The organism is Kitasatospora sp. NPDC004615, assembly GCF_042873545.1.
Classification (GTDB): domain Bacteria; phylum Actinomycetota; class Actinomycetes; order Streptomycetales; family Streptomycetaceae; genus Kitasatospora.
The window spans coordinates 420,933-442,349 of the sequence record NZ_JBIALQ010000001.1; the positions used below are offsets into that span (position 1 = coordinate 420,933).

21 protein-coding genes are annotated in these 21,417 nt (G+C 73.9%); 5 read left to right on the forward strand and 16 right to left on the reverse strand.

Features of this window, described 5'->3' with window-relative positions:
* The first annotated feature begins 267 nt into the window (after window positions 1-267).
* Window positions 268-1,209, forward strand: coding sequence for a transglutaminase-like domain-containing protein (locus ACFYS8_RS01925; RefSeq protein ID WP_387634352.1), 942 nt, complete (start codon window positions 268-270; stop codon window positions 1,207-1,209).
* A 106-nt stretch (window positions 1,210-1,315) separates the two neighbouring features.
* Window positions 1,316-2,455, forward strand: coding sequence for an alpha/beta hydrolase family protein (locus ACFYS8_RS01930; RefSeq protein ID WP_387634355.1), 1,140 nt, complete (start codon window positions 1,316-1,318; stop codon window positions 2,453-2,455).
* 25 nt (window positions 2,456-2,480) lie between these two features.
* Here ACFYS8_RS01930 and ACFYS8_RS01935 read toward each other — a convergent pair whose 3' ends face one another.
* From ACFYS8_RS01935 to ACFYS8_RS01995, 13 genes are all read right to left on the reverse strand, one after another.
* On the reverse strand, window positions 2,481-6,653 hold the full coding sequence (locus ACFYS8_RS01935; RefSeq protein WP_387634358.1) for a BTAD domain-containing putative transcriptional regulator: 4,173 nt from the start codon (window positions 6,651-6,653) through the stop codon (window positions 2,481-2,483).
* Window positions 6,653-7,048: a hypothetical protein gene (locus ACFYS8_RS01940; RefSeq protein WP_387634360.1), complete on the reverse strand. Its 396-nt coding sequence runs from the start codon at window positions 7,046-7,048 to the stop codon at window positions 6,653-6,655. Before ACFYS8_RS01940 ends, ACFYS8_RS01935 begins: the two co-directional genes overlap by 1 nt.
* Window positions 7,049-7,118: 70 nt before the next feature.
* Window positions 7,119-7,562 (reverse strand): TadE/TadG family type IV pilus assembly protein, encoded by a 444-nt coding sequence (locus ACFYS8_RS01945; protein WP_387634362.1) that lies wholly within the window; start codon window positions 7,560-7,562, stop codon window positions 7,119-7,121.
* A complete protein-coding gene (locus ACFYS8_RS01950) occupies window positions 7,559-8,005 on the reverse strand; it encodes a TadE family protein (RefSeq protein ID WP_387634365.1) in 447 nt (148 codons plus the stop codon). The genes ACFYS8_RS01945 and ACFYS8_RS01950 overlap by 4 nt, the downstream gene beginning before the upstream one ends.
* On the reverse strand, window positions 8,002-8,271 hold the full coding sequence (locus ACFYS8_RS01955; protein WP_073808831.1) for a hypothetical protein: 270 nt from the start codon (window positions 8,269-8,271) through the stop codon (window positions 8,002-8,004). The genes ACFYS8_RS01950 and ACFYS8_RS01955 overlap by 4 nt, the downstream gene beginning before the upstream one ends.
* A gap of 41 nt (window positions 8,272-8,312) precedes the next feature.
* Window positions 8,313-9,200, reverse strand: a complete 888-nt coding sequence (locus ACFYS8_RS01960) for a hypothetical protein (protein WP_387634368.1) — start codon at window positions 9,198-9,200, stop codon at window positions 8,313-8,315.
* A complete protein-coding gene (locus tag ACFYS8_RS01965) occupies window positions 9,197-10,174 on the reverse strand; it encodes a type II secretion system F family protein (protein WP_387634371.1) in 978 nt (325 codons plus the stop codon). The genes ACFYS8_RS01960 and ACFYS8_RS01965 overlap by 4 nt, the downstream gene beginning before the upstream one ends.
* Complete coding sequence (locus ACFYS8_RS01970; RefSeq protein ID WP_387636795.1) at window positions 10,174-11,640, reverse strand: CpaF family protein; 1,467 nt, start codon at window positions 11,638-11,640, stop codon at window positions 10,174-10,176. Before ACFYS8_RS01970 ends, ACFYS8_RS01965 begins: the two co-directional genes overlap by 1 nt.
* 118 nt (window positions 11,641-11,758) lie before the next feature.
* Window positions 11,759-13,129 carry a hypothetical protein gene (locus tag ACFYS8_RS01975; RefSeq protein ID WP_387634374.1) on the reverse strand — a complete coding sequence of 457 codons (1,371 nt, stop codon included), beginning with the start codon at window positions 13,127-13,129 and terminating at the stop codon, window positions 11,759-11,761.
* Window positions 13,129-13,761, reverse strand: coding sequence for an SAF domain-containing protein (locus tag ACFYS8_RS01980; RefSeq protein ID WP_387634377.1), 633 nt, complete (start codon window positions 13,759-13,761; stop codon window positions 13,129-13,131). The genes ACFYS8_RS01975 and ACFYS8_RS01980 overlap by 1 nt, the downstream gene beginning before the upstream one ends.
* Before the next feature lie 81 nt (window positions 13,762-13,842).
* Complete coding sequence (locus ACFYS8_RS01985; protein WP_387634380.1) at window positions 13,843-14,757, reverse strand: hypothetical protein; 915 nt, start codon at window positions 14,755-14,757, stop codon at window positions 13,843-13,845.
* Window positions 14,751-15,380, reverse strand: coding sequence for a hypothetical protein (locus ACFYS8_RS01990; protein WP_387634383.1), 630 nt, complete (start codon window positions 15,378-15,380; stop codon window positions 14,751-14,753). Before ACFYS8_RS01990 ends, ACFYS8_RS01985 begins: the two co-directional genes overlap by 7 nt.
* A 141-nt stretch (window positions 15,381-15,521) precedes the next feature.
* Entirely contained in the window at window positions 15,522-16,358 is an 837-nt protein-coding gene (locus ACFYS8_RS01995) for a hypothetical protein (protein ID WP_387634386.1), read from the reverse strand.
* A gap of 167 nt (window positions 16,359-16,525) precedes the next feature.
* On the opposite strand from ACFYS8_RS01995, the gene ACFYS8_RS02000 reads away from it, so the two are divergent.
* From ACFYS8_RS02000 to ACFYS8_RS02010, 3 genes are all read left to right on the forward strand, one after another.
* Window positions 16,526-16,945 (forward strand): pyridoxamine 5'-phosphate oxidase family protein, encoded by a 420-nt coding sequence (locus tag ACFYS8_RS02000; RefSeq protein ID WP_387634389.1) that lies wholly within the window; start codon window positions 16,526-16,528, stop codon window positions 16,943-16,945.
* A gap of 103 nt (window positions 16,946-17,048) precedes the next feature.
* Complete coding sequence (locus tag ACFYS8_RS02005; RefSeq protein WP_387634392.1) at window positions 17,049-17,507, forward strand: MaoC family dehydratase; 459 nt, start codon at window positions 17,049-17,051, stop codon at window positions 17,505-17,507.
* Between the two features lie 371 nt (window positions 17,508-17,878).
* A complete protein-coding gene (locus ACFYS8_RS02010; protein ID WP_387636797.1) occupies window positions 17,879-19,177 on the forward strand; it encodes an MBL fold metallo-hydrolase in 1,299 nt (432 codons plus the stop codon).
* Window positions 19,178-19,180: 3 nt separating this feature from the next.
* Here ACFYS8_RS02010 and ACFYS8_RS02015 read toward each other — a convergent pair whose 3' ends face one another.
* The 3 genes from ACFYS8_RS02015 to ACFYS8_RS02025 all read right to left on the reverse strand — a co-directional run bounded on the left by ACFYS8_RS02015 (window position 19,181) and on the right by ACFYS8_RS02025 (window position 21,291).
* Window positions 19,181-19,534 (reverse strand): hypothetical protein, encoded by a 354-nt coding sequence (locus ACFYS8_RS02015; protein ID WP_387634395.1) that lies wholly within the window; start codon window positions 19,532-19,534, stop codon window positions 19,181-19,183.
* 49 nt (window positions 19,535-19,583) lie between these two features.
* Window positions 19,584-20,117 (reverse strand): TetR/AcrR family transcriptional regulator, encoded by a 534-nt coding sequence (locus ACFYS8_RS02020; protein WP_387634398.1) that lies wholly within the window; start codon window positions 20,115-20,117, stop codon window positions 19,584-19,586.
* 109 nt (window positions 20,118-20,226) lie between these two features.
* Window positions 20,227-21,291 (reverse strand): sodium:calcium antiporter, encoded by a 1,065-nt coding sequence (locus tag ACFYS8_RS02025; RefSeq protein WP_387634400.1) that lies wholly within the window; start codon window positions 21,289-21,291, stop codon window positions 20,227-20,229.
* Window positions 21,292-21,417: the final 126 nt, after the last annotated feature.

A 21,417-nucleotide genomic window follows, 5' to 3' on the forward strand; every position in this document is an offset into this window, starting at 1 on the left:
ACAGCGGCCGGGAACCCCAATCCCGCCCCCGCACCCGCACCCAACTCCGCACCCGCCGCACCATCGCCGCCCGCACCGGCACCCCCCTCGCCGAACTCCTCACCCGGGCCGACCCGTTGGAGACCCACTGACCGGGCGGGCGGTCGTGGGCAAGCTGGGAACCGGAAGGGCATCTCGCGTCTGGACAAATTCCGGGAGATTTTGACACCGTGAGGCGCGCCGGCCCGGCAATCGAACATGCGACCGAAGCCTTCCGGGAGTCCAGCCATGCCATCCGTCCGTCTCGCCGCCGACGCCACCGCCTTCTACACCGAGCAGAGCGCCTTCTCCGACCCCGGCGACCTCGCCCCGCGCTACGCCGCACTTCCCACCGATCCCGCCGAACTCGCCCGCATCGCACGCGACTTGATGATCCACCGCCTGGAGGGCGGGCAGTTCCGTTTCACCCTCCCCCGGGACCGTCTCCACAACGACGCCGAAACCCGCTACCTCGACGACATCCTCCGGCTGATCCTCGAACGGAACGACGCCCCGCTGACGCAGCCGCGTGCCACCGGCGACCGATTCGTCGGCGTCTGCCGCGACTTCGCGTTGCTGCACTGCTCGTTCCTGCGCCACGCGGGCATCCCGGCCCGCGTGCGGTACGGCTTCGCCGACTACCTCGGCACGGACGGCTTCCACGCCGATCACATGGTGACCGAGTACTGGGACAGCGAGCGGGGCTGGCTGCTCGCCGACGTCCAGGCGGCCGACCCGGCGATCGCGGCCGCGTGGAACCTCGACTTCGACCCCATGGACGTTCCGCGCGAGCGTTTTCAGGTCGCGGGCAAGGTCTGGCAGGCCGTCCGCGCGGGCGAGGCCGACCCGAAGGCGTTCGGGCTGCACCCGCCGCAGGTGGGGCCGATGTGCGGGGAGTGGTTCGTCGCGGGGTGCGTCCGGCTGGATCTCGCGGCGCTGAACAAGGTCGAAACGCTGCTGTGGGACGTCTGGGGCACGCGGGCGGACAGCGACGCGGACCTCACCGACGCGATGCGTGAACTCTACGACCGGGCCGCACTCCTGGCCGCCGACGACGTGCCGTTCGACGCCGCGCGGGCGCTCTTCACGCAGCACGACGGACTGCGGGCGCCGAGGACGGTGCTGTCCCTGGCGCCTTTCAACGGCCCGCGCGAAGCGACCTTGCGCCGAACCCCGCTCAGCCTCCGGTGAGGAGGTCGCGGGCGCAACAGGCCAACTCCGTTGCGCCCTCTACAACTTGGCGGCACCCTCGGCCTACGCTGGCCGGACTCAACAGCCGAGTCGCCGAGGATGACACATGATCAAGCGTCGCTCACTGTTCGCTCTCGCCGGTCTGGGCGGGGCCGCCGCCCTGCTGCCGGCCGGGCCTGCCCTGGCGGATTCGCCGCAGCCCATCGACCTGCCCTCGCCGACTGTCGGCCGGCCGGTCGGTACCGTCAGTCTGCACCTGGTCGACCACGGCCGGCCCGACCCGTTCGAACCCGCCTCCGGGGCACGCGAGTTGATGGTGCAGTTCTGGTACCCGGCGCGCGGTACCGCCGGCCTGGCCCGGGCGTCGTACACGACCCCGCGGGTCGCGGCCGCGCTCGAAGGTTTTCTGTTGATCGACCCGGGCACGTTGTCGCGGATCCGGCCCACCGCCCACGCCGGCGCCCCCGTCCACCCGGGCCCGCTGCCGCTGCTGCTGTTCGGGCACGGGCGGAAGGGTGGGCGCAGCAACTGCACGGCGTTGGCGGAGGAGTTGGCCGCGCACGGCTACCTCGTCGCGGCCATTGACCACACCTACGATGCCACCGCCGTGGAGTTCCCGGACGGCCGGGTGGTGTACAGCTCGTTGTCGGACGATCCGCCGGGCAACGACGGCCCGGACCGGCAGCAGATCGCCGCACGGGTCGGCGATCTGCGCTTCGTGGTCGACGAACTGACCGGCGGCCGGCTGCCGTTCCGGGTCGACGGCGGGCGAATCGGGGTGCTCGGCCACTCCATGGGCGGGGCCGCTGCGGCCGAGGCGCTGCGGCAGGACTCCCGGCTGCGGATCGGTCTCGACCTCGACGGCGGCCTGTTCGGTTCGCCCGTTCCCGAACTCGGGCTGGACCGGCCGTTCCTGCTGCTCACCTCGCTCGAGGACCATGACACCTGGCGGCGCTGGCGCGAGCACCACCGGGCCTGGGGGCGTCAGCTCCGGACCCGGGGCGCGGGCCACCTCACCTTCACCGACCTGCCGCACGCCGCCGGGCCGGGCCACCTCGCCGACCGACTTCCCGCCGAGGTCTACGCCGGCCTCTTCGGCACCCTCGCCCCGGCCCGCGCCACCGAACTCACCCGCGCGTACGTCCGCGCCTTCGCCGACCGCTTCCTGCGCGACTGCCCCGCCCCGATCCTCGACGGACCGTCCCCGCGGTACCCGGAGATCGAGTTCCGCTGGAGCGTCCAGTAGGACCGGGGCCTCAACTCCTCAGCGCTCAGCCTCCGGTGAGGAGGTCGCGGAGCAGGGCGACGGTGTCGGGGTCGAGGTCGCGGCCGGTGCGGCGGCTCAGTGCGTCGAGGCGGTTGACGGCGCGGACGAGCTGGTCGCGGGCGCCGGCCGAGGCGTACGCGTAGAACAGGTCGCGGTGCAGGAGTTCGACGTCAGGGGCGACGGCGAGGGCGCGGAAGATCGCGGCCTCGGCGGTGCGGTGGTCGCCGTACTGGAGGCGGCGGGCGGCGAGTTCGTGCGCGGTGTCGACGATCGCGGCCAGCATGTCCTGGCGTTCGGTCTCCGCCCAGCCGAACGTCCCGGCCGGGGACTCGGCGAACGGGGCGCCGCGGACCAGGGCGAGGGCGTGGGCGAGTGCGGCGTCGGCGGTGGTGGAGGTGGAGCGCATGCCGCGCCGGTACAGGCTGCGGAACTCGTCCCAGTCGCAGCCGACCGTCGGGGCCAGCGTGTACGTCTCGGCGGGCTCGGCGGCCAGGTAGTCGCGGCCCTCCGGGGAGGCGCCCAACCAGGCGGCCAGCGCGGCGAGTTTGACCGGCAGCGGTTCGGCGAGCCGCTCCGCGGTGGCCTTCGGGTCGAGGTGGGCGGCGCCGGGGTGGATGTCCCGGTCGACCACCGAGTGCTCGGATCCGGGGCGCAGCGCCAGGTACGCGGCGAGCTCGGTCAGCCGGGGGCGGGCGGCCGGGTCGATGCTGCCCGCCACCCCGAGGACGTCCACCGGGCCGAGCAGCCGGATCCGCGGCGCGGACCGCAGGTGGTGCGCCTCCGGGGAGCGCAGGATCGCCAGCAGGTCGTCACTGTCGGTCCGGGCGGCGGTGCTCCCGGGCCGGGCGGACGGCCGGGCGGCGGCGCTCGCGGCGTGCGGGTCGGGTGCCTCCGCCTGGTCGTGGATCGGCGCGGGCTCGGGCACCACCGGCTGGGCGGCCGGGGCCGGAACGGCGGGGGCGGTCTCGACCGGCGGGAGCTCGAAGTACTGGGTGCCGGCCGTGGGTTCCGGGGCGGTCTCCGCCGGCGGCAGCTCGAAATACTCCGTGCGGTCCGGCTCCGGTGCCACGACGGGTTCCGGCACCGACTCCACCAACGGCTCCGCCACCGACTCCACCGCCGTTTCCACGGGCGGGAGTTCGGCGGTGTCGGCGGCGTCCGGGTCGTGGTCGAGCGGCGCGGGGTCCACCGGAACGGGGTAGGCAGCGAGCCGCGGGTCGACGACGGTGCCGTGCGGCGGCGTGGTGGCCTTGCGGGCCTGGCCGTTGGCGGCGTGCCGGGGCTCGGCGGGCGGGACGGGGGTGACCGGGGTGACGGCGTAGGGGTTGGTGGGCGCGGTGGGGACGAGCCCGGCGAACGGGCTGCTGCCGGTGGGCACGACCCGGGCCAGCACGCGCGGGCCATCGGCGCCGCCGTCGGCGCCGGGCTTGGCCAGCGACAGCGGCGCCGATGCCTCGGCGGCGTGCCGCTCCGCGCCGCCGGGTCCGCCGAGCAGGGCGATCAGCCGGGCGTCCAGAGAGCTGTCGGCGCGCTCGGGCATGCCGCCGTCCGACTCGAAGCCGAGCGGTCCGGGGTGGGCGGCGATCGCGGCGCCGACGGTGGCCAGTGCGGGGACGGCGGGGAGCGGGATCTCGGCCTCGTCCTCGGGGCCGTTGTGCGGGCCGTCGAGGGTCCAGTCGGGGGCGGGGTGCTGGGTGAAGTCTCCGGAGGCGCGGACGAGTTCGCCGAGCTGGTCGTACTGTTCGCGGCTCAGGCGCTGGAGTTCGACGTTCAGGTGCAGGCCGGGCAGGGTGAACTGGCCGACGGCGGGGAGCGTCCAGCGGGCGACGGGGCCGGCGCCGCGCTCGGGGGCACGGGTGAGGACGGCCAGGCAGGTGCGGGGGCGGCCGTCGAGCAGCCGGCCGAGTTCGGCGGGGATGCCACCGGCGGGCGGCTGCGCGGAGAGCACGATCTCCGGCACCCAGGCCTCGTCGGCGCTGCCCCGGCTGCGGGCCTCGCGGGGGCTGCCGGCCTCGGCGGCGACCAGGGTGGCGCGGGCCTTGGCGGTGCGCGGGCCGAGGGCGGCGAGCGCGGCCTCCAGGGTGGCGTGGTGGTGGACCCGGTCGGTGGCGGGGCCGGCGGCGGGCAGGTCGGTGGCGATGCCGACCAGGTGCAGGTGGAGACGGTCGGCGAGCGGGCTGTGGGCGAGTTCGACGGCGAGGGTGCGCAGCACGTCGTCGGCGTCGTCGGGGTGCCCGGAGAGGTGGACCAGGCGGACGGTCTCCAGGTCGGCGAGGACGGTGGAGCCGTCCGGGCTGTTGCCGAGGGTGACCAGCGCGGGGTAGGGAGCGCTGTACTTGGCGGCCTGCCCGGCGGACAGCAGCTCGTTGGAGTCGTCGGGGCACCACCACACGTTGGGGGCGTGCGCGGCCCGGAACGGGGCAATCGGCACGGCGGGTGCGGCCAGGTGCAGTTCGACGGTGCCGGCGTTGGTGATCCGGGCGGCGACCAGGGCGGGCAGCCGCTTGTCGCCGCGAACGGTGTTGCGGCCGAGGGTGCGCAGCGCGCGGTTGAGCAGTTCCAGTCCGCCGTCGTTCTGGCGGGCCTTCAGCTCGGCCTCGAAGCGGCCGGCCGGGGCGGACGGCAGCGCGATCCGGTGCCGGGGGCGGCGGGCCCGCTGCTGGTCGGTGCGGCGGCGGGCGACCAGACTGACCAGCGCGGCGGCCATCAGCACGCCGACGGTGGAGACCGCCAGCGGCACGGTGTAGTCGTCGCCGTGGCGGGCCTGCTGGTCGCGGACGGCGGGCGGGTTGGCGGCGGGCGTGCTGTCCTGCGGCGCGGGCGTCTCGGCGCCGGTGGACGGTGCGGGCGTCTGCTCGGGCGCGGGGCTCTCCGCAGCGGGGCTCTGCGCGGCCGGACTCTGCGCCGTCGGGCTCTGCTCGGCCGGGCTCTGCGCAGCGGGCGACGCGGGCGCAGGTGGCTGGGCGGCAGGCGGCTGGGCGGCGGGCGGCTGGGCGGCGGGCACGTCGTCGTGCTCGGGCCGCTCGGGCGCGTGGCTGCGCGGCACCACCGGGGCCTGCGGCGCGGGCGCCCCCGCCGCGGGCGGCTGAGCGGCAGCCGGCGCCCCGGGCATGGTGAGCACCATGCCGGGCGCGAGCAGGTCCGGGTTGGTGAGCTTCTCGCCGTCGGGCGCGGTGACGCCCTTGTTGGCGTCGAACAGTTCGGGCCAGCGGTCGCCGTCGCCCAACTCCCGCTGGGCGATGCCGGACAGCGAGTCGCCGGAGTGCACGGTGACGGTGCCGTGGGCGGCCGCGGTCAGCCCGGGCGGGGTGACGGCGGCACTCTGGGTACCCCCACCGGCCGCGCCGCCACCCGCTGTCCCGGCGCCCCCGCCACTCGCGGCGTCGGGCTTGGCGTCGGCGGGCATCAGCAGCCGCCAGCCGGGCTGGATCGGGCGGTCGGCGTCGAAGCGGGTGCCGGAGTCGTCCATCGCGCGGCCCGCGTTGAGTTTGGCGATCTCCGTCCAGCGTTCGCCGGAGCCGAGTTGGCGTTCGGCGATGGTCCACAGGCTGTCGGCGGGCCGGGAGTCGCGCACCGTGTAGGTGGGCTGCTGGGGGTCGGCGTCGGGTGCCGCGGCGGGGGCGGCGGCGGGCAGTGCGGCGAGCGCCGGGGAGGACGTCAACTGGGCGACGGCGGCGGGGCGTTCGGCGAGTTCGGGGGTGGCGGCGAAGGCCGAGCCGGCCACCGGGAGCAGGGCGAGCACGGAGCCGACCAGGCCGGCGGCGATCCGCTGGCTCCAGCCGAAGGCGGGGAGCCGGCGGGCGACCCGGCCGCGCAGCTGGGCGGGGATCTCGATCAGTACGGAGATCAGGAAGCACAGCCAGCCGAGCCAGCCGACGCCGACCAGCAGCCACAGGAACAGGCTGCCGTCGTCGGGGCTGGTGAGCGCCTCCACCAGGCCGCGGCCGAACGGGTTGCCCATGGCGGCGACGGTGGCGGTGCCGTAGCCGAGCAGGGCGGGCACGCCGATCAGCAACACGGCCAGCGCCAGCAGCGAGCCGAGCGCGGCGAGCAGCGAGCCTCCGGCGCCGCGCCGTCGGGCGGGGCGCCCGAGATGAACGGGCGTGGTGCCGCCGGGGTGCGGTCGCCGCCCCGGGCGGCCCTTGCGGTGCTGGTCGTCGGCTCCGCGCGCGGCCATCAGCCGGTCGTCCCTTCCGTGATGCCGTGTACCAGGGTGGCCTTGCCGTGACCCTGCACGGGGAGTGTGGTGATGCCGACCAGGCCGAGCAGCGCGGTCGGGTAGTCCGTTTCGACGGTGACGCTGAACGTTTGCAGGTCGTTCGGGTTCGGGAAGCCGATGGCGCCCTTGATGCCGTGGCCGCGCAGGTACGCGGTGGCGGCCCGTTCGGCGGCGGGCCGGTCGAAGCGGTAGCCCCGGCCGGCCCGCAGCGCGTCGATGTCGAGCTGCTGGCCGCCGGCCCGGGCGGCTTCCTGGGCGAGCGCGTCGGTCCGTTCAACGGCACGCAGCCGTCCGCCGCAGTCGAGAACCAGGCCGACCACGGCCACCAGGCTAACGGCGGTGACGGCGACCATGACCGAAATGCTGCCCCGGTCACGGCAGTTCACGCCTCGTTCGTTCACGGTCCCTCCCCCTGAGGTGTGATCAGTTTCCCCGGTAGCGGTCCACCACGGAGGTGAATGTACCGGTGAGCGTCTTGTGGCCGGGCAGGCCGTCGAGTTCCATCAGGTCGCCGAACGCGACGGTGCAGGAGACCCGGACGGTGATGGTGGTGAGCGGTTCTCCGTCGGTGTTCAGGATGCCGTACTCGGGCTCCCCGACGGGCTCGGTCGCGCACTGTACGCGGCGGTCGGCGAGGGCTTGTTGGACCGCGTCGGCGGCGGCCTGCCGGGCGCCCTCGGGGGTGCGGGCCAGCGAGGCGGCGCGCGCGCCGGAGCGGGCGGCGGCGTCGACGATCGCGCCGGTGCTCTGGACGCGCCCGGCGGCGACCGCCATCAGCGCGAAGGCGAGCACCACGGGCACCACGATGGCGGCCTCGATCGCGAACGACCCCCGGTCGTCGCGGCGTATCCGAAGAAGGTCTCTCACGGCTGCCCCTGCGGAACGAACTTCTCCCGGGGCGCGCTGGCGGTCTTGGTGAGCGTCAGCCGGTCGAAGAACGGCAGCACGGACGCGGGGTGGACGGTGACGGACAGCCGGTACAGGTCGGGGTCGCCGCTGTCGGTGTCGATGTGTTCCAGCCGGGCGAGGTTGCCGAGCCGGTCGGTGAAGTCCTGGGCCCGCCTCGGCCCGTCGTCCGCGCGCGCGCCGTTGACGCGTCCGGCGTCCACGCCCTCCCGGGCGGCGGTCAGCGCGGCCTGGTCGGCGTACCACCAGAGTCCGGCCTGAACGACCAGGAGGATGACGAACAGCACGGCGGGGAAGACGATGGCGAGGCTGATCGCCATCGCTCCCGCGTCGAGCGTGCGTCCGCGGAACTGCCGGACCGTCAGGGCCGTGCGGGCGACGGGTCGGGGCGGGCGGGAGGTCACGGTGCCTGGCCCCCGTCCGGCACGTTCTGCGGGATCTTGTTCTTCACGTTGGTGCCGAGCTGGGTGATCGCGTAGACCACCGCGCCGGCGATGGCGACCAGCACGATGACGGCGAGCGCGAGTTCGATGCTGATCGCGCCGCGGTCGCCGGAGGCGCGGGCGGCCCGCAGCTTGACCAGCCGGAACTCGAGGACGGGGCGCAGCAGGTGGACGGGGAACAGCAGCGGCAGCAGAACTGCCGTGGCCAGGGCGCGGATTCGGTTCATGGTGTGCTCTCCGGTGCGGGGTGGCGGGGTACTCGTGGAGGTCATTGGACGGTCAGCATCTGGTAGAGCGCGGGGAAGACGATCAGGACCGTCATCAGCAGGGTGAGCGCGGAGCCGGGTGCGACCATTCGTTCGCTGTCGGTGTTGGCCTTGGCGAGTTCTTCGGAGAGCAGTTCGCCGCGCAGGCTCTTGGCGCGGGCCCGCAGGGTGTCGTAGACGGCGGCGCCGTCGACGCCGGAGATCCGCATGATGTCGGCGACGTCCTGGAGCGGGGTGAGGCCCAACTCCTGGGCGAGGGTGTCGAGTCCGTCCCAGGGCGGGAGCCGGTCGGTGGCGGCGCGTTCGAGGGCGTCGCGGATCCGCCGGAAGACGGTGCCGCGGCCGGCGGAGGCGGCGCGGCGGAGTGCTTCGGCGGGTCCGCAGTCGGCGGCGCGTTCCAGCGCGACGAGTTCCAGGTAGGCGGCGATGCCGTGCAGGTACTCGGTGCGGGCCTCCTTGGCCTCGCCGGCCACGATGGCGTCGGGGACGAACCAGAGCAGTGCGCCGAGCAGCGGTCCGACCAGCAGCGGGACGGCGATGGGCAGTCCGTCGCCGAACAGGGCGGCCAGTGCGGCGAAGTACCCGGGCAGCGAGAGGCCGATGACGGCGAACAGCACCTTGTGTGCCATGAACCGGGCGGGGCTGCGGCCGATCAGGGCGAGTTCCTGCTGCGGGATGCGGACCCCGGGCAGCTGGAGCGAGCGGGTGCCGACCCGGTCGTACCAGGGGTCGGCGGCGTCGTCGGCGGCGTCCCGGCGCGGTTCGGGGGTGCGGTGCAGCCGGTCCAGGGCCTGGCCCAGGTCCGGTGGGGCGGGGCGGAGTTCGGCGAGCAGCAGGGCGAGGCCGCCGGCGGCGGCGGCGCCGGCCAGGACGGCCCAGGGCGAGATCATCGGGCTCCCTTGACCAGCGGGTCGTTGTCGTCGCCGGCCGCGGTGTCGGCGGTTTCGTCGCCGGTGCGCTGTCCGGGCATCCGGCCGGCCTTGGAGCGCCGGTCCTGTTCCAGGATCCGTGGCAGGGGGGTGTACGAGGCGAGCGAGCGCATCCAGGCGATCACCAGCACGAACGCCACCGCGACGACGCCGAGCACGAGTTGGCCGATGCCGGTGGTGTAGGGCTGGGTGTAGGTGGAGTTGAACGAGCCGAGGACTATCACCAGCAGGATGATGCCCACCATCCAGCGGATGGTGGTCCGGTGCTTTGCCCGGTCGGCCTCGATGGTGCGGCGCTGGCGGACTTCCTCGCGGACCGATTCGGCCATGTCGGCGAGGGCCCGGGCCAGGCCGGGGCCGCTGTCGCCGGCCCGCAGCAGGAGGGCGGCGAGCACCTTGTCGGCGGTGGCGTCGGCGAGTTGGTCGGCGAAGGCGCGCAGTGCGTCCTCGGGGCGCCAGCGGGCCTGGAGGCGGGCGGCGAGCTCGGTGATCTCGGTCTCCAGGGCGGCGGGTGCGGTGCGGCGGCTGGTGACGATGGCCTGGTTGAGGCCGACGCCGAGCAGCAGGACGTCGGCGAGGCGCTGGGTCCACTCGGCGAGTGCTTCCAGCCGTTCGATCCGGCGGGTGTCGGAGCGGGTGGCGTCGAACAGCCAGGGCAGGCCGAAGACACCGGCGGGCACCAGCAGGGCGACCAGCGGGATGCCGGTGAACAGCCAGCCGGCCGGGCCGCCGAGCAGGGCCAGCGCGAGCTGGATGCGGCGCAGCCGGGCGACGCCGGGCGAGGCGGTGCCGGGGGCGCCGTACCAGAGGGTGTGCAGCCGTCCTTCCAGCGGGTTGGCCCGTTCGTCGGGGTCGGCGCGCCGTCCGGTCAGTCCGGCGGCCAGGGCCACCAGTCCGCCGGCGGTGAGCAGTCCGCACAGCACGTACAGGAGCATCAGCGCATCCCCCCGATCCGCAGGTTCAGCGGCGCGCCCCAGGCCCCGTAGGGGGAGGCGAGCAGCCCCGCGTCGAAGCCGGCCCGGCGCAGGTCGTCCAGGCAGTGCGGCGGGGTGACGGGGACGGCCCGTACCTCGCCGAGTTCCGGGCGCGGCCCGAAGACGGTGTTCATGGCGGGCCGTCCGGACTCGCCGAGGCCGGCCACTTCCAGGACGTGCGAGACGAACCGGTGGCGGCGGCCGCCGACGGCGGTCTCGTCGACCATGGTGACGTGCACGATGAAGTCGATGGCGTTGGCGGTGAGCCGGTAGGCCAGGCTGTCGGTCATGTGGGAGCCGTACTCGAGGCAGAGTTCGGCGATCCGGTCGACCACCATGTGCGGGCCGCGGGCGTGCAGGGTGCACATCGAGCCGCCCTCGCCGTTGGTCATCACCCGCAGCATCGGCACGACCTCGCCGGAGCGGACTTCGCCGACGATGATCCGCGAGAGCGTCATCCGCAGTGCGGCGGGAATGAGTTCACCGATCGTCAGCTCGCCCGCGAGCCGTCCGTCCACGCGTTCGCCGTTGCCCTCGCGGGCCTCCATCGGTACGACCTGGCGCAGGTGGCCGAGGGTGTGCAGCCAGAGCTCGAACTCGGACTCCAGGGTGCCGATCCGTTCGTCGGGCGGGATCTCGGCGGCCATCGCGCGCAGCAGGCTGGTCTTGCCGACGCCCTGGGTGCCGGTGATCATCACGTTCTTCCGGGCCCGGATGGCGGCAGCCAGGAACGCGGCCAAGGTGGTGTCCACGGTGCCGAGTTGGACCAGGTCGCGGAGGTTGGCGCTGGCCACCCGGTGGCGGCGGATCGCCACGTAGGGGCGGGGAGTGACCTCGGTCATCGCCTGCAGGCGCATGCCGCCCTCCAGGCGCAGCGCGAGCATCGGGCTGGCGGTGGACAGGCTGCGTTCGCCGCCGCCGTGCTGGCGGGCCAGGTCCTGGAGCAGCTCGATGAGTTCCTCGTCGGAGTCGGCGACCGGCGGGACCTGCCGCAGCGGCTGGTGCACCCGGGAGACCCAGACGTCGTCGCAGCCGTTGATCAGGATGTTCTCGATCTCCGGGTCGTCGAGGTACGGCTGGAGGCGCCCGGCCCGGAACAGCAGGTCGTAGACGGCCTCGGAGAGCGCCCGGTCCTGTTCGCGGGTGGGCGGGATGCCGTGGGTCTGCGCGTATGCGTCGGACCAGCGGGCCACCGCCTCCTCGATCAGGGCCCGTCCGCGCTGACGGCGGGTGGCCCGGTCGGCCTCGGTGCCGGACGCCTCGTTCAGCCGGGACAGCTGCTGGTGCAGTTCGGCCGCGACCTGCCGCTTCAGCTCCCGTGCGACCTGGGTGTCCACGGCCGGCACCGCCCCGGCCGGGCCGAGCGCGGGCACGGCGGCGGGCATGGCCGACACCGGGCCGGTCGGCGGGACGGGCGCGGCGGGCATCGGCGCGGGCACGGCCGGCGCGGCCCACGGCAGCCCGGCGGCGTCCGGCGAACCTCCGTACACCACCTGCCCGTTGACGTACTGCCCGGCCTGCTGGGGCGGCGGCCCCTGGTAGGGGTTAGCGCGCACGGTGCACCTCCCCCCGCCCGTCCTCGGGCCCGTCGTCCTGTCCGGGGAACGGCGCGGGCGCTGGCGGCTGCGGCACCACGGGCGGCGCGATGTACGGCGCGGTGTACGAGATCTGCGGCTGGTTCTCCACCCGGATCGGCCACTCCCCCGTGAACTGCCCACCGGCCTGCGGCCGCTGCGGCTGAACCGGCTGGGGCTGGACGGGCGGCGGCAGGAACGGCTGGGGCTGCGTCGGGTACTGCGGGGCCTGGGCCTGGTACGGCTGCGGCGGGTACGGCTGCTGGACGTAGGACTGCTCGGCCTGCGGAGGGTACGGCTGGGCCTGGCGCCCGCCCACCGGCCCGGCCGCGAACGGCGGCTGCGCGAACGGGGCTGCGGGAGGCGGTGCCTGCGGGGGCGTCATCTGTTGCTGCGTCATCTGCTGCGAGGGTACGGCCTGCTGGGAAACGGGCGGCTGCGGGGCCTGCACCTGGTACGTCAACGGCTGCGGCTGGACGGGCTGGGGCGACGGCTGGACGGCCTGCGCCTGCGGCCGCGGAAGCTGCTGCGGCGGAACCTGCTGCGGCCCCTGCGGCCCGAGGCGTCGCCGACGCCCCTCGGCGTGGTGCTGGATCCGGTCGGCGGCGGTCCGCGCGGTGCGCATCAGCTCGGAGCGGATGAACCGCCGGTCGGTGGTGTCGCCGCCGTCGGACAGCACCCGGGCGGTGCGCGGCGCGTGCGTGAGGGTGCCGAGCACGGGCAGTTGGAACTGCCGGGACACCTCGTGGTCGGGGTAGGGGCCTTCGGCGACCAGCAGCAGTCCGAGGCTGTCCGATCCGGTGCCGTGGGTGTCGAGGTCCTCGCGCAGTGCGGCCAGCCGGGGCCGGGCGGCGGAGAGTCCGCGCAGTGTGGTGCGGACGGTCACGGCGACCACGTCGGAGCGCCGGGCGAGGACGGCCATCGGGCCGTTGGCACCGGAGCGGCCGAGGTCGAGGATCACGTCGTAGCCCTCGGGGTCGAGCGCGCGCAGCGCTTCGACCAGGGGTTCCCAGGTGTAGACGAGGCCGGGGGCCTGGGCGGGGTCGGTGAGTCCGGGCAGCAGGAGGCGTTCGCCGGAGCCCTGCGGGGAGACGTCCAGCAGTTGTTCCCACAGGGTCTGGGCGAGGAGTCCGCGCCGGTCGGCTACGGCGAGGTTGCGCAGTCCGTACACCGCGTCGACGCGGCCTTCGAGGGCGCCGGCCAGCACCGCGCCGCCGTCGGGGTCGCATTCGGCGAGCAGGACGCGGCGGCCCGGGCGCAGCGGCCAGGACAGCAGCAGGGCGAGGGCGCTGCTGGTGGCCCCGGGCGCCCCCGGCCCGCCGAGGACGGCCACCACGGTCATCAGGAGCCCCCGGCGTTTCGGGGTGCGAGGATCACCTGGAACTTGCCGCCGGCCACCCAGGAGGCGAGTCGGGGGCCGTCGGACGGGCCGATGGCGACGTCTATGACGGTGGTGCCGTCGGGGTCGGTGCGGCCGACGGCGGAGACGGTGGCGGTCATGGTGTCGGGGGTGCGGGTGGTGCCGTCGGTCTTGGTGCTGTCGGGGGTGTAGACGATCAGCACCTGGAGTCCGGGTTGCAGCCGGGTGGCGGGCAGTTGGGAGCGTTTGGCGGCGACGCCGACGATCTGCTGGCCGGGCTGGGTGGCGGGGTCGCTGGTGAGGTCGGACTTGACCAGCAGGGCGCCGCGCTTGAGGTCGGTGGTGGCGCGCAGTCCGACGGTGTGTTCGAGGTCGCGGGCGTCCAGCGGGCGCAGCGCGGGGTCGCCGGCGATGTGGGCGACGACCAGGTCGTCGTTGCCGATGACCTGGCCCATGGGGACGTCGCGGGCCAGTGCCAGGACGGCGATCCGCTGGCCGCTGCTGTTGTACAGCACGGCGCCGCCCAGGCCGCCGGCGGCGATCAGGGCGGCCGCCATGGCCAGTACGGCGGGCCTGCGGCGGCGGACGCCGAGGCGGCGCGGCGGGGTCGGCATGCTTCGGTTCTCCACCGCTTCGCGGCCTCTCACTCGTGATGGAACGTCAATGCTGGTCCGGCAAGGGGGTTGTCGGCCCGGTCAGTTCAGCACCTGGACCTCGTTGACGGGGATCTGCATCGTCAGGCCGGGGAATTCGCTGCGCCAGGTGAAGTCCGCCATGTCGATGTCGGCGTTGTTCGAGGTCTTGGCGGTGACCTTCCACAGCAGCGCGACCCGCAGGGTGTAGGCGTGGTCCTTCATGCCGGCGGAGGCGCGGGCGAAGATGTGGCTGCAGCTGGGTGTCTGCCCGGCGGCGAACGGGGTTCCGGCGTCGGCGCAGGTGAACTCCTGGGAGCGGGCGCCGTCGGGGCCGTCGTCGACGGACCAGACGACCTGCTTGAGGGTCACCGTGGTGGTCACGTCGTAGCCGGGTCCGTGGATGGTGTGGCTGATCGGTCCGGCGGACTGCGGTGTGGCGTCGAACCAGAGCCCCACCGGGGAGCCGACCACGGCGTCCGTCTGCGGGGCGGCGTGCAGCACGGGGCGGGCGACCTTGATCTGGTCGAGGGCGTCGAAGGCGAGTTGGCGGGGCGTCGGGGGCTTCACCGGGCCGGGGGGCTGGGCGAGGAAGACCTGGCCGGGCGCCTCGACGCCGAGGCAGGACCGGTCGTAGATCGCGCCGTCCTTGCTGGTCTTGCCGTCCCAGACGTCCTCGCTCTCCAGCGGCTGCGGCTTCGACAGCCGGTAGTAGCAGCCGCTGGAGAACCAGCCCAGGTCGTCGAGCCAGCACGGCACGTCCTCGTCGTTCCAGCGGCACTTGCCCGACCCGGAGTCCCCTCCCCCGCCGCCCGACCCGCCGCCGGAGCCGCCCCCGCTGCCGGGCTCGTGGACGCCCGTGCAAATGATGTCGTCGGCGCACGGCGTCACGTCGGCGCTCGCCGACGGGACGAACGCGACCGTCAGTCCGATTCCGGTCAGTACACAGAGCGCGGCGCGCCAGGCGGAGTTCAGCATGTCTTGGTCACCTCACGGGTGAAGTCGGCGATCAGCCAGCGGTTTCCGTATCTCTTCAGGACGGCGGTAGCGGGGTAGCGGGTCAGCCGCTGTTGCGGATCCTTGATCTGCTTGGTGCCCGCGTCCGCCTGGTGCCAGCCGCTGACGTCGAGGCAGTCCTCGATCGTCGCGGTGGGCGGACTCGTCTGCAGATTCATACTTTTGACGACGGGTGAGGTTCTGGGCCGGCCGGTCATCACGAGTTTGGCATCGTGCAACTGGGTCAGCGAGAGCAGCGCTTCGCTGAGCGCCGGCCCGGTGGCGTACTGGCCGAGCGCGGTTCCGTCCGAATTCGATCGCTCGAACACGTCGGCCCGGACGTCCCACCAGGCTTGATAGGCCGTCACCACGCTGTGCGCCTCCAGCCCTTGGTCGCCCTGGTCGGGGACGGGGCTGCGGCTGGGGTCGGCTTTCCCGGTGGCGGAGTTGGTGGCGCGGGGCAGTCCGGATTCGGGGGTGCCGAGGCGGTCGGCGGAGCCTTTTTCGGTGGCGCCGCATGCCGTGAGAGCTGTCAGCAGGAATGGCAGAAGCAGCCCGCTGATCCCAACTCCCCGAGGGCGCACCGGAATTCCGCGCTGCCGCATAGCCCCACCTTGTCGCGGCCGAACTGTGGTGGGTCCGGGCCGCCGATCTCGTCTGCCGTCCCCTGTGGTGATTCCGGGCGGCTCGGAGGTCGATTCTTCGCCAACCCGCCCCGGCACGGCAACACCCGGGGCGTCCTGACCTTACGCGGAAGGCGGATCCGTTGGGGCACTTTCTCGCCACAGAACCGCCAAAAGTTCATCGGAAAGCGGCAGTCCGGCGAGCGCTCCCCGCACTGCGGCGCGGTTGCGCATCAGGAGTCTCCCCCCGTCACGGGGCACCAGCAGTCTGGCCTCGCCGGCGGAGGCCGGTTCGCCCCAGCCGAGTTGGCCCTCGACGGCGGGCTGGAGGTCGAGCGGGCCGACGGCGGCGGGCGCGCCGGGCACGCCGTGCTCCAGCACCCGGCCGAGCGCCCAGCTGAACGAGCCCTCCGCGCCGGGCAGTACGCCGTCGCGCCCCCGCCGCCCGGCGCTCCAGCGCCCGATCCGGCCCCACAGCGGCACCCGGGAGTGGCCGAGCAGTTCGCCCGCGCCGTCCTCGCGCAGCAGGGCCGCCCAGGTGTCGCGGTCGGCGACCGCGTCGACGATCAACAGGGTCTCCTCCTGTTCGCCGTGCACCATGGCGCTGGTGATCCAGTCCCAGGCGAGGCCACGCCGGTAGGCGTTGTCGGGGGTGGAGCCCGCGGTGACCAGCGCGACCCGGCGCCCGCGCGGGTCGGCGACCAGCTGGCCGAGCAGGCACACCACCAGCCAGCGGGCCGGGCGCTGGGAGGCCTGGCGCAGCGCGGTGAGCAGGGTGTTGGCGTCGGCGTCGGCCGGCGGCTGGGTGACGGTGCTGCCGCGGGTGCCGGCGTCGAAGGTGCGGCCGGGCAGCGCGGCGGCGAGGGTGCGGGCGCCGTCGGCGGCGCGGGCGGAGCCGCCGTGCCCGCGTTCGGGGCCGCCGTCCGCGCCGATCACCACCAGTTCGATGCCACCGCTCACCTTGTACCGCCCCCTCGCCCGCCATTTCCGGCCACCAGTGAGTGCTGCGGCCTGAGCCAAGGTATCGCCGAGCGGTGTCGGCGCGGGCCCAAATGGGCCCGATGAGCCCCAGCTCAGGGACCATAGGCCCTGTTCGCGGCCGGTGCGCGGGGGGCACCATCGCCCTTATGGACCGTGACGACCGGGTGGAGACCCTGAGCGAGGCCGAGTGCCTGCGCCTGCTCGGCGCCGTGCCGTTGGGGCGGGTGGTGTACACCGAGCACGCGTTGCCGGCCGTGCTGCCGGTGGCTTTTCGGCTGGCCGAGGACGGCCGGGTGATCCTGGCGCTGCGCACCGGCACCCGGGTGGCCCGGGCGCTGGACGGGACGGTGGCGGCGTTCCAGGTGGACGACTTCGACGCGGCGGGCCGCTGCGGCTGGAGCGTGCTGGTGCACGGCCGCGCCGAGGTGGTGCGGGACGCGGAGGAGCGCGCCGCGCTGGAGTCGGAGGGGCTGCGCCCGTGGATCCCGGAGCCGGGCCCGGAGTACGTGGCGATCACTCCGGAGCTGGTCTCCGGCCGCCGACTGATCCCTGACCACGCGCTCTGACCTCACCGCCGTACCCCACTGACAGGTGACCGGCGAGTAGGCATACTCTGCGGGGCGGCCCGGACGGGCCGTCCCCTGCCCCGTCGCACCTGTGGAGCGCACCGTGACGACCTTCGCCTCGCTCGCCGACCTGACCGCCGCCGTCGGTACCGAACTCGGCACCAGCGAGTGGCACACCGTCGACCAGGAGCGGGTGAACCTGTTCGCGGAGGCGACCGGCGACCACCAGTGGATCCACGTGGACCCGGCGCGCGCCAAGGAATCGCCGTTCGGCGGGACGATCGCGCACGGCTACCTGACGCTGTCGCTGCTGCCGGTGCTGGCCAAGGAGTGCTACGCGGTGGAGAACATCGCGATGGCCCTCAACTACGGCTCGGACAAGGTCCGTTTCCCGGCCCCGCTGCCGGTGGGCACAGCGGTCCGGGCGACGGCGGTGCTGGTGTCGGCCGACGAGGTGCCGGGCGGCGTGCAGGCGGTGGTCCGGTTCACCATTTCCAGTGAGGCCAGTGCCAAGCCGCACTGTGTGGCGGAGACCATCACCCGCTTCTACCCGGCGGCCTGATCTGCGCCTTTCCGCCCTTCCCCGGCCCTTCCCCGACGGACCGTCCCGCCTGCCGGGGCGGTCCGTTCCCGTTCGCGGCGACCGGCGCGCCGCCGACCCGTTCGGCTGGTTCGGGCCCGTTTACGGCGGTAGTGTCCCGATTTGAAACGCGTCGTCCCCGCCGGGGTCCCGGCTGTCCGGGCGGCGCCGTCCGGCCTGCCGTCGACCCGTCCGGGGCGCCAACTCGTCCCGCCGTCCCGGCAAGCCCCACCGTTCGGGTGCTCGACCGTGGAGGTGCCTTGTCCCGTCCCGTCTCCTGGCTGTTCCGCGCCGGTGAGCTGGCCGCCGAGGCCGGGCTCGCCCTGCGCGACGCGAAGCGCTCGTACCGGACACTGCCGCGGGACAGCTGGCACCGGCTGCGCACCGAGGCGTTCGGCGCCGACCCGCGGGGCGGCCGCTGGCACCGGGTCCGCAACTCGCAGCATTTCGTGGACGGTTCGTTCCGCAACCCGGTCCCGACCCGCCGACTGCGGTACGCCCACACCCCGCTGGCGCTGATGCGCACCAAGCTGGCCGCGGACGGCGACCGCCGCAGCCCCGCCGCCGCGGTGCCGGTGCACCGGCTGCTGCCCGTCGAACTGGCCACCCCGCCCGCCTCCGGGCTGCGCCTGACCTGGCTCGGCCACGCCACCGTGCTGGCCGAACTGGACGGCGTCCGGGTGCTGTTCGACCCGGTGTGGAGCGAACGCGTCTCGCCGTTCGGCTGGATCGGCCCGAAGCGGCTGCACCCGGTGCCGCTGCCACTGGCCGAACTCGGGCCGGTGGACGTGGTGGTGATCTCGCACGACCACTACGACCACCTGGACATGACCACCATCCGCACGCTCGCCGCGGGCGACGCGGTGTTCGCGGTGCCGCTGGGCATCGGCGCGCACCTGGAGCACTGGGGCGTCGAGCCGTACCGGATCGTCGACCTGGACTGGTGGGAGTCCGCCGAACTGGACGGCCTGCGGCTGACCGCCACTCCCGCCCGCCACTACTGCTCGCGCGGCCCGCGGCCCAGCGGCAAGTTCCTCTGGTCGTCCTGGGTGGTGGAGGGCAAGCACCACCGGCTCTTCCACAGCGGCGACACCGGCTGGTTCCCCGGCTTCGCCGACATCGGCCACCGCTTCGGGCCGTTCGACGCCACCATGGTGCAGGTCGGCGCGTACTCCGAACACTGGCCGGAGGTCCACCTGACCCCCGAGGAGGCCGTGCAGGCGCACCGCGACCTGGGCGGCAAGGTGATGCTCCCGATGCACTGGGGCACCTTCGACCTCGCCCCGCACCCCTGGGAAGAACCCGCCGAACGGACGGTGGCCGCCGCGAACGCCGCCGGCGTCACGCTGGCCGTCCCCCGCCCCGGCAAGCCCTTCGAACCGGCCGACCCGCCACCCGTCAAACTCTGGTGGCGCGCCGTCGCCGCCACCCCGTCCGGCGCCGACGTCCTCGCCCCCGAGAGCCTCACCCCGCCCACCACCACCGCCGCCCCCGACTCCGCGGCACGCCTCGCGCCCACCCCGCGCCCGGACGCGCCGCTGGCGAACGCGAGGCCCGCCGCGGGGCCCACAGAGGCGAAGCCGAAGCCGGCCGCCCGCAAGCCCCGCGCCGCCACGTCCGAACAGCCCCCCGGCCCGGACCCGCTGTTCTGACTCTCAGTGCCGCAGCGCGCCTTCGATCAGGGCCACTGCGGCGCGCGGGTCGTCCACCTCGACGATCACCCGGGCGTAGTGCTCGTCGGCGAGTTCGATCACCACGGCCTTCGCCGGGTTCTTCACGTCCCAGAACACCAGCTCACCGTGGCGGCGGAACCGCCCGGCCGTGATCAGCCCCGGCCACTGGGTGCCGCCGACCTTGAGCCCCTTGGGCTCCGAGGCGACCCCCGGGTCCGCGGTCGCGCCGCGCACGTTGGCGAGCGGTATCTCGATCCGGCTCTTGATCGCCCAGAGCTTGTCCAGGCCCTCGATCTCCACGACCAGCGTTTCCTTGTCGACAGCCACTCGAGCCATGTCGGTGAACCCTCCCTCGTACGGTGAAAAACAGTGATGTGACGGCCGGTCAGCCGGCCAGCCGGGCCGCCAGCGCGAGTACCGCCTGCGCGGACGCCGCCGGACCGAGCGCCCGGTCACGCAGCCGCAGCCCCAGAACGCTCGCCCCGAGCGCCTCGACCAGCGGACTGTCGACGGGCTCGCCGAGCACCGTCGCGAGCGCCCGTTCGAGCGCGTGCAGGCCGTCCGCGACCAGCGCCGCGACGTCCGGATCCTCCGGCGCCCGCTCGACCGCCGCGGACAGCAGCAACCCCGCCGCCGCCCCGCCGTCGAACCCGCCCGCCGCCTGACCCAGCGCCTCCGCCGGCCCGCTGGTGACGGTGAGCGCGGCCACGGTCGGCAGCACCTCGTCCGCCAAGTGGTGCCGCAGCGCGGCCAGGTAGAGCCCGCGCTTGCTGCCGAACGCCTTGTACAAGCTGCCCCGGTGCACACCGAGCCGCTGCACCAGGTCGTCCACCGAGGTGCCCTCGAACCCGCGCTCGGCGAACAGCACCGCCGCCGCCCGAACCGCCTCGGCCTCGTCAAAGGCCCGTGGTCTTCCCATGCCCACGACCCTAGGGATTCGAGAACGTTCAGTCAAGAACGACCGTTCCAAAACTCCGGAGCCCCGAACCGGAGATCCGGGCCGCCGCGCGGGCGCGGCGGTCCGTGGCTCAGGCCAGAATCGGCACCAGCCCGATCGCGAAGACGCCGTAGAAGCCGGCGGCGACGGCCAGCCGGGCCGGGGTGAGCTTGTGGGCGCGCATGGTCAGCAGGAGGTAGACGATCGCTGCCATGGTGATGAGACCGGCCCACAGCAGCGGGCCGTCGAAGTGCCACTTGGTGAACAGCAGGCCGATGCCACTGGGAACGGTGGCCTGGATCATCATCGAGCCGGAGACGTTGGCGAGCGCCAGCTTCACCTTGCCCTGGCGGACCCAGATGATCGCGTTCATGATCTCGGGCAGCTCGGTCGCTATCGGGGACAGCAGCAGCGCGGTCACCGTCGCGGACAGGCCGAGCATCGGGCCGATGACGTCGAGCTGGGCGACGAAGTAGTGCGCGGCGAAGAAGATCACCACGAGGGTGGCAAGGGTCTGGACGACCACCGCCCAGGTGTCGGGCGACTCCTTCTTCGGCTGGAGCTTCAGCGCCTCCAACTCCTCCTCGTCCTCGTCCTCGCCGGCTTCGCCCGCGGCCTCCTCGGCGCGGCTGGCCCGGATCTCCCGCCAGAAGTAGGCGGCGTACGCGGCGAAGAACAGCACACCCAGGGCGGGCTTGAAGGCGAACGCGACCAGGCCCAGCGACACCTTGACGAAGAAGATCGGCAGGAACCACTTCTGGTCCTTGGCCAGCCGCCGCATGTCCTTCTCGGTGCCCAGCGCCTGCCCGGCCGGAACGATCGCGGTGCCGGTGGCCAGGGCCGAGACCCGGTCACGGCGACGCTTGATGAGCAGGGCGACTCCGGTGACGCCGTAGGCGACGGTCGCCAGCGCGAGGGGTCCGCCCATCGCGGCGCCCACGCCGATGTTCTTCGCCTCCTCGGTACCACCGGTGGTCACCGCGACCAGGGTGACCACCGACTCCGGCAGCGCGGTACCGAAAGCGGCCAGGATCGTGCCGACCGCCATCTTCCCCACGTTGAGGCGCTCGCCCAGCCACTCCACCGCGTTGACGAACCACTCGCACGAGAGATAGATCGCCACCGCGCACACGATGAGCAAAACGAAATGAATCACGAAACTCGTCAGGCCTTCCCGCGCCGGCGGGAATCCAAAGAGCGGGCGGCACAGGGGCAGCACGACTTCGGCCCCCGCCGACACGCACAGTCGTCGACAAACGGGCCGAAGGTCTCGCCCGCCCCC

Coding starts and splice junctions, on each gene's coding strand:
- ACFYS8_RS01925 (WP_387634352.1), top strand. CDS start 268: ATGCCATCCGTCCGTCTCGCCGCCGACGCCACCGCCTTCTACACCGAG.
- ACFYS8_RS01930 (WP_387634355.1), top strand. CDS start 1,316: ATGATCAAGCGTCGCTCACTGTTCGCTCTCGCCGGTCTGGGCGGGGCC.
- ACFYS8_RS01935 (WP_387634358.1), bottom strand. CDS start 6,653: ATGGCCGCGCGCGGAGCCGACGACCAGCACCGCAAGGGCCGCCCGGGG.
- ACFYS8_RS01940 (WP_387634360.1), bottom strand. CDS start 7,048: ATGGTCGCCGTCACCGCCGTTAGCCTGGTGGCCGTGGTCGGCCTGGTT.
- ACFYS8_RS01955 (WP_073808831.1), bottom strand. CDS start 8,271: ATGAACCGAATCCGCGCCCTGGCCACGGCAGTTCTGCTGCCGCTGCTG.
- ACFYS8_RS01960 (WP_387634368.1), bottom strand. CDS start 9,200: ATGATCTCGCCCTGGGCCGTCCTGGCCGGCGCCGCCGCCGCCGGCGGC.
- ACFYS8_RS01965 (WP_387634371.1), bottom strand. CDS start 10,174: ATGCTCCTGTACGTGCTGTGCGGACTGCTCACCGCCGGCGGACTGGTG.
- ACFYS8_RS01970 (WP_387636795.1), bottom strand. CDS start 11,640: ATGCCCGCCGCGCCCGTCCCGCCGACCGGCCCGGTGTCGGCCATGCCC.
- ACFYS8_RS01975 (WP_387634374.1), bottom strand. CDS start 13,129: ATGACCGTGGTGGCCGTCCTCGGCGGGCCGGGGGCGCCCGGGGCCACC.
- ACFYS8_RS01980 (WP_387634377.1), bottom strand. CDS start 13,761: ATGCCGACCCCGCCGCGCCGCCTCGGCGTCCGCCGCCGCAGGCCCGCC.
- ACFYS8_RS01985 (WP_387634380.1), bottom strand. CDS start 14,757: ATGCTGAACTCCGCCTGGCGCGCCGCGCTCTGTGTACTGACCGGAATC.
- ACFYS8_RS01990 (WP_387634383.1), bottom strand. CDS start 15,380: ATGCGGCAGCGCGGAATTCCGGTGCGCCCTCGGGGAGTTGGGATCAGC.
- ACFYS8_RS02000 (WP_387634389.1), top strand. CDS start 16,526: ATGGACCGTGACGACCGGGTGGAGACCCTGAGCGAGGCCGAGTGCCTG.
- ACFYS8_RS02015 (WP_387634395.1), bottom strand. CDS start 19,534: ATGGCTCGAGTGGCTGTCGACAAGGAAACGCTGGTCGTGGAGATCGAG.
- ACFYS8_RS02020 (WP_387634398.1), bottom strand. CDS start 20,117: ATGGGAAGACCACGGGCCTTTGACGAGGCCGAGGCGGTTCGGGCGGCG.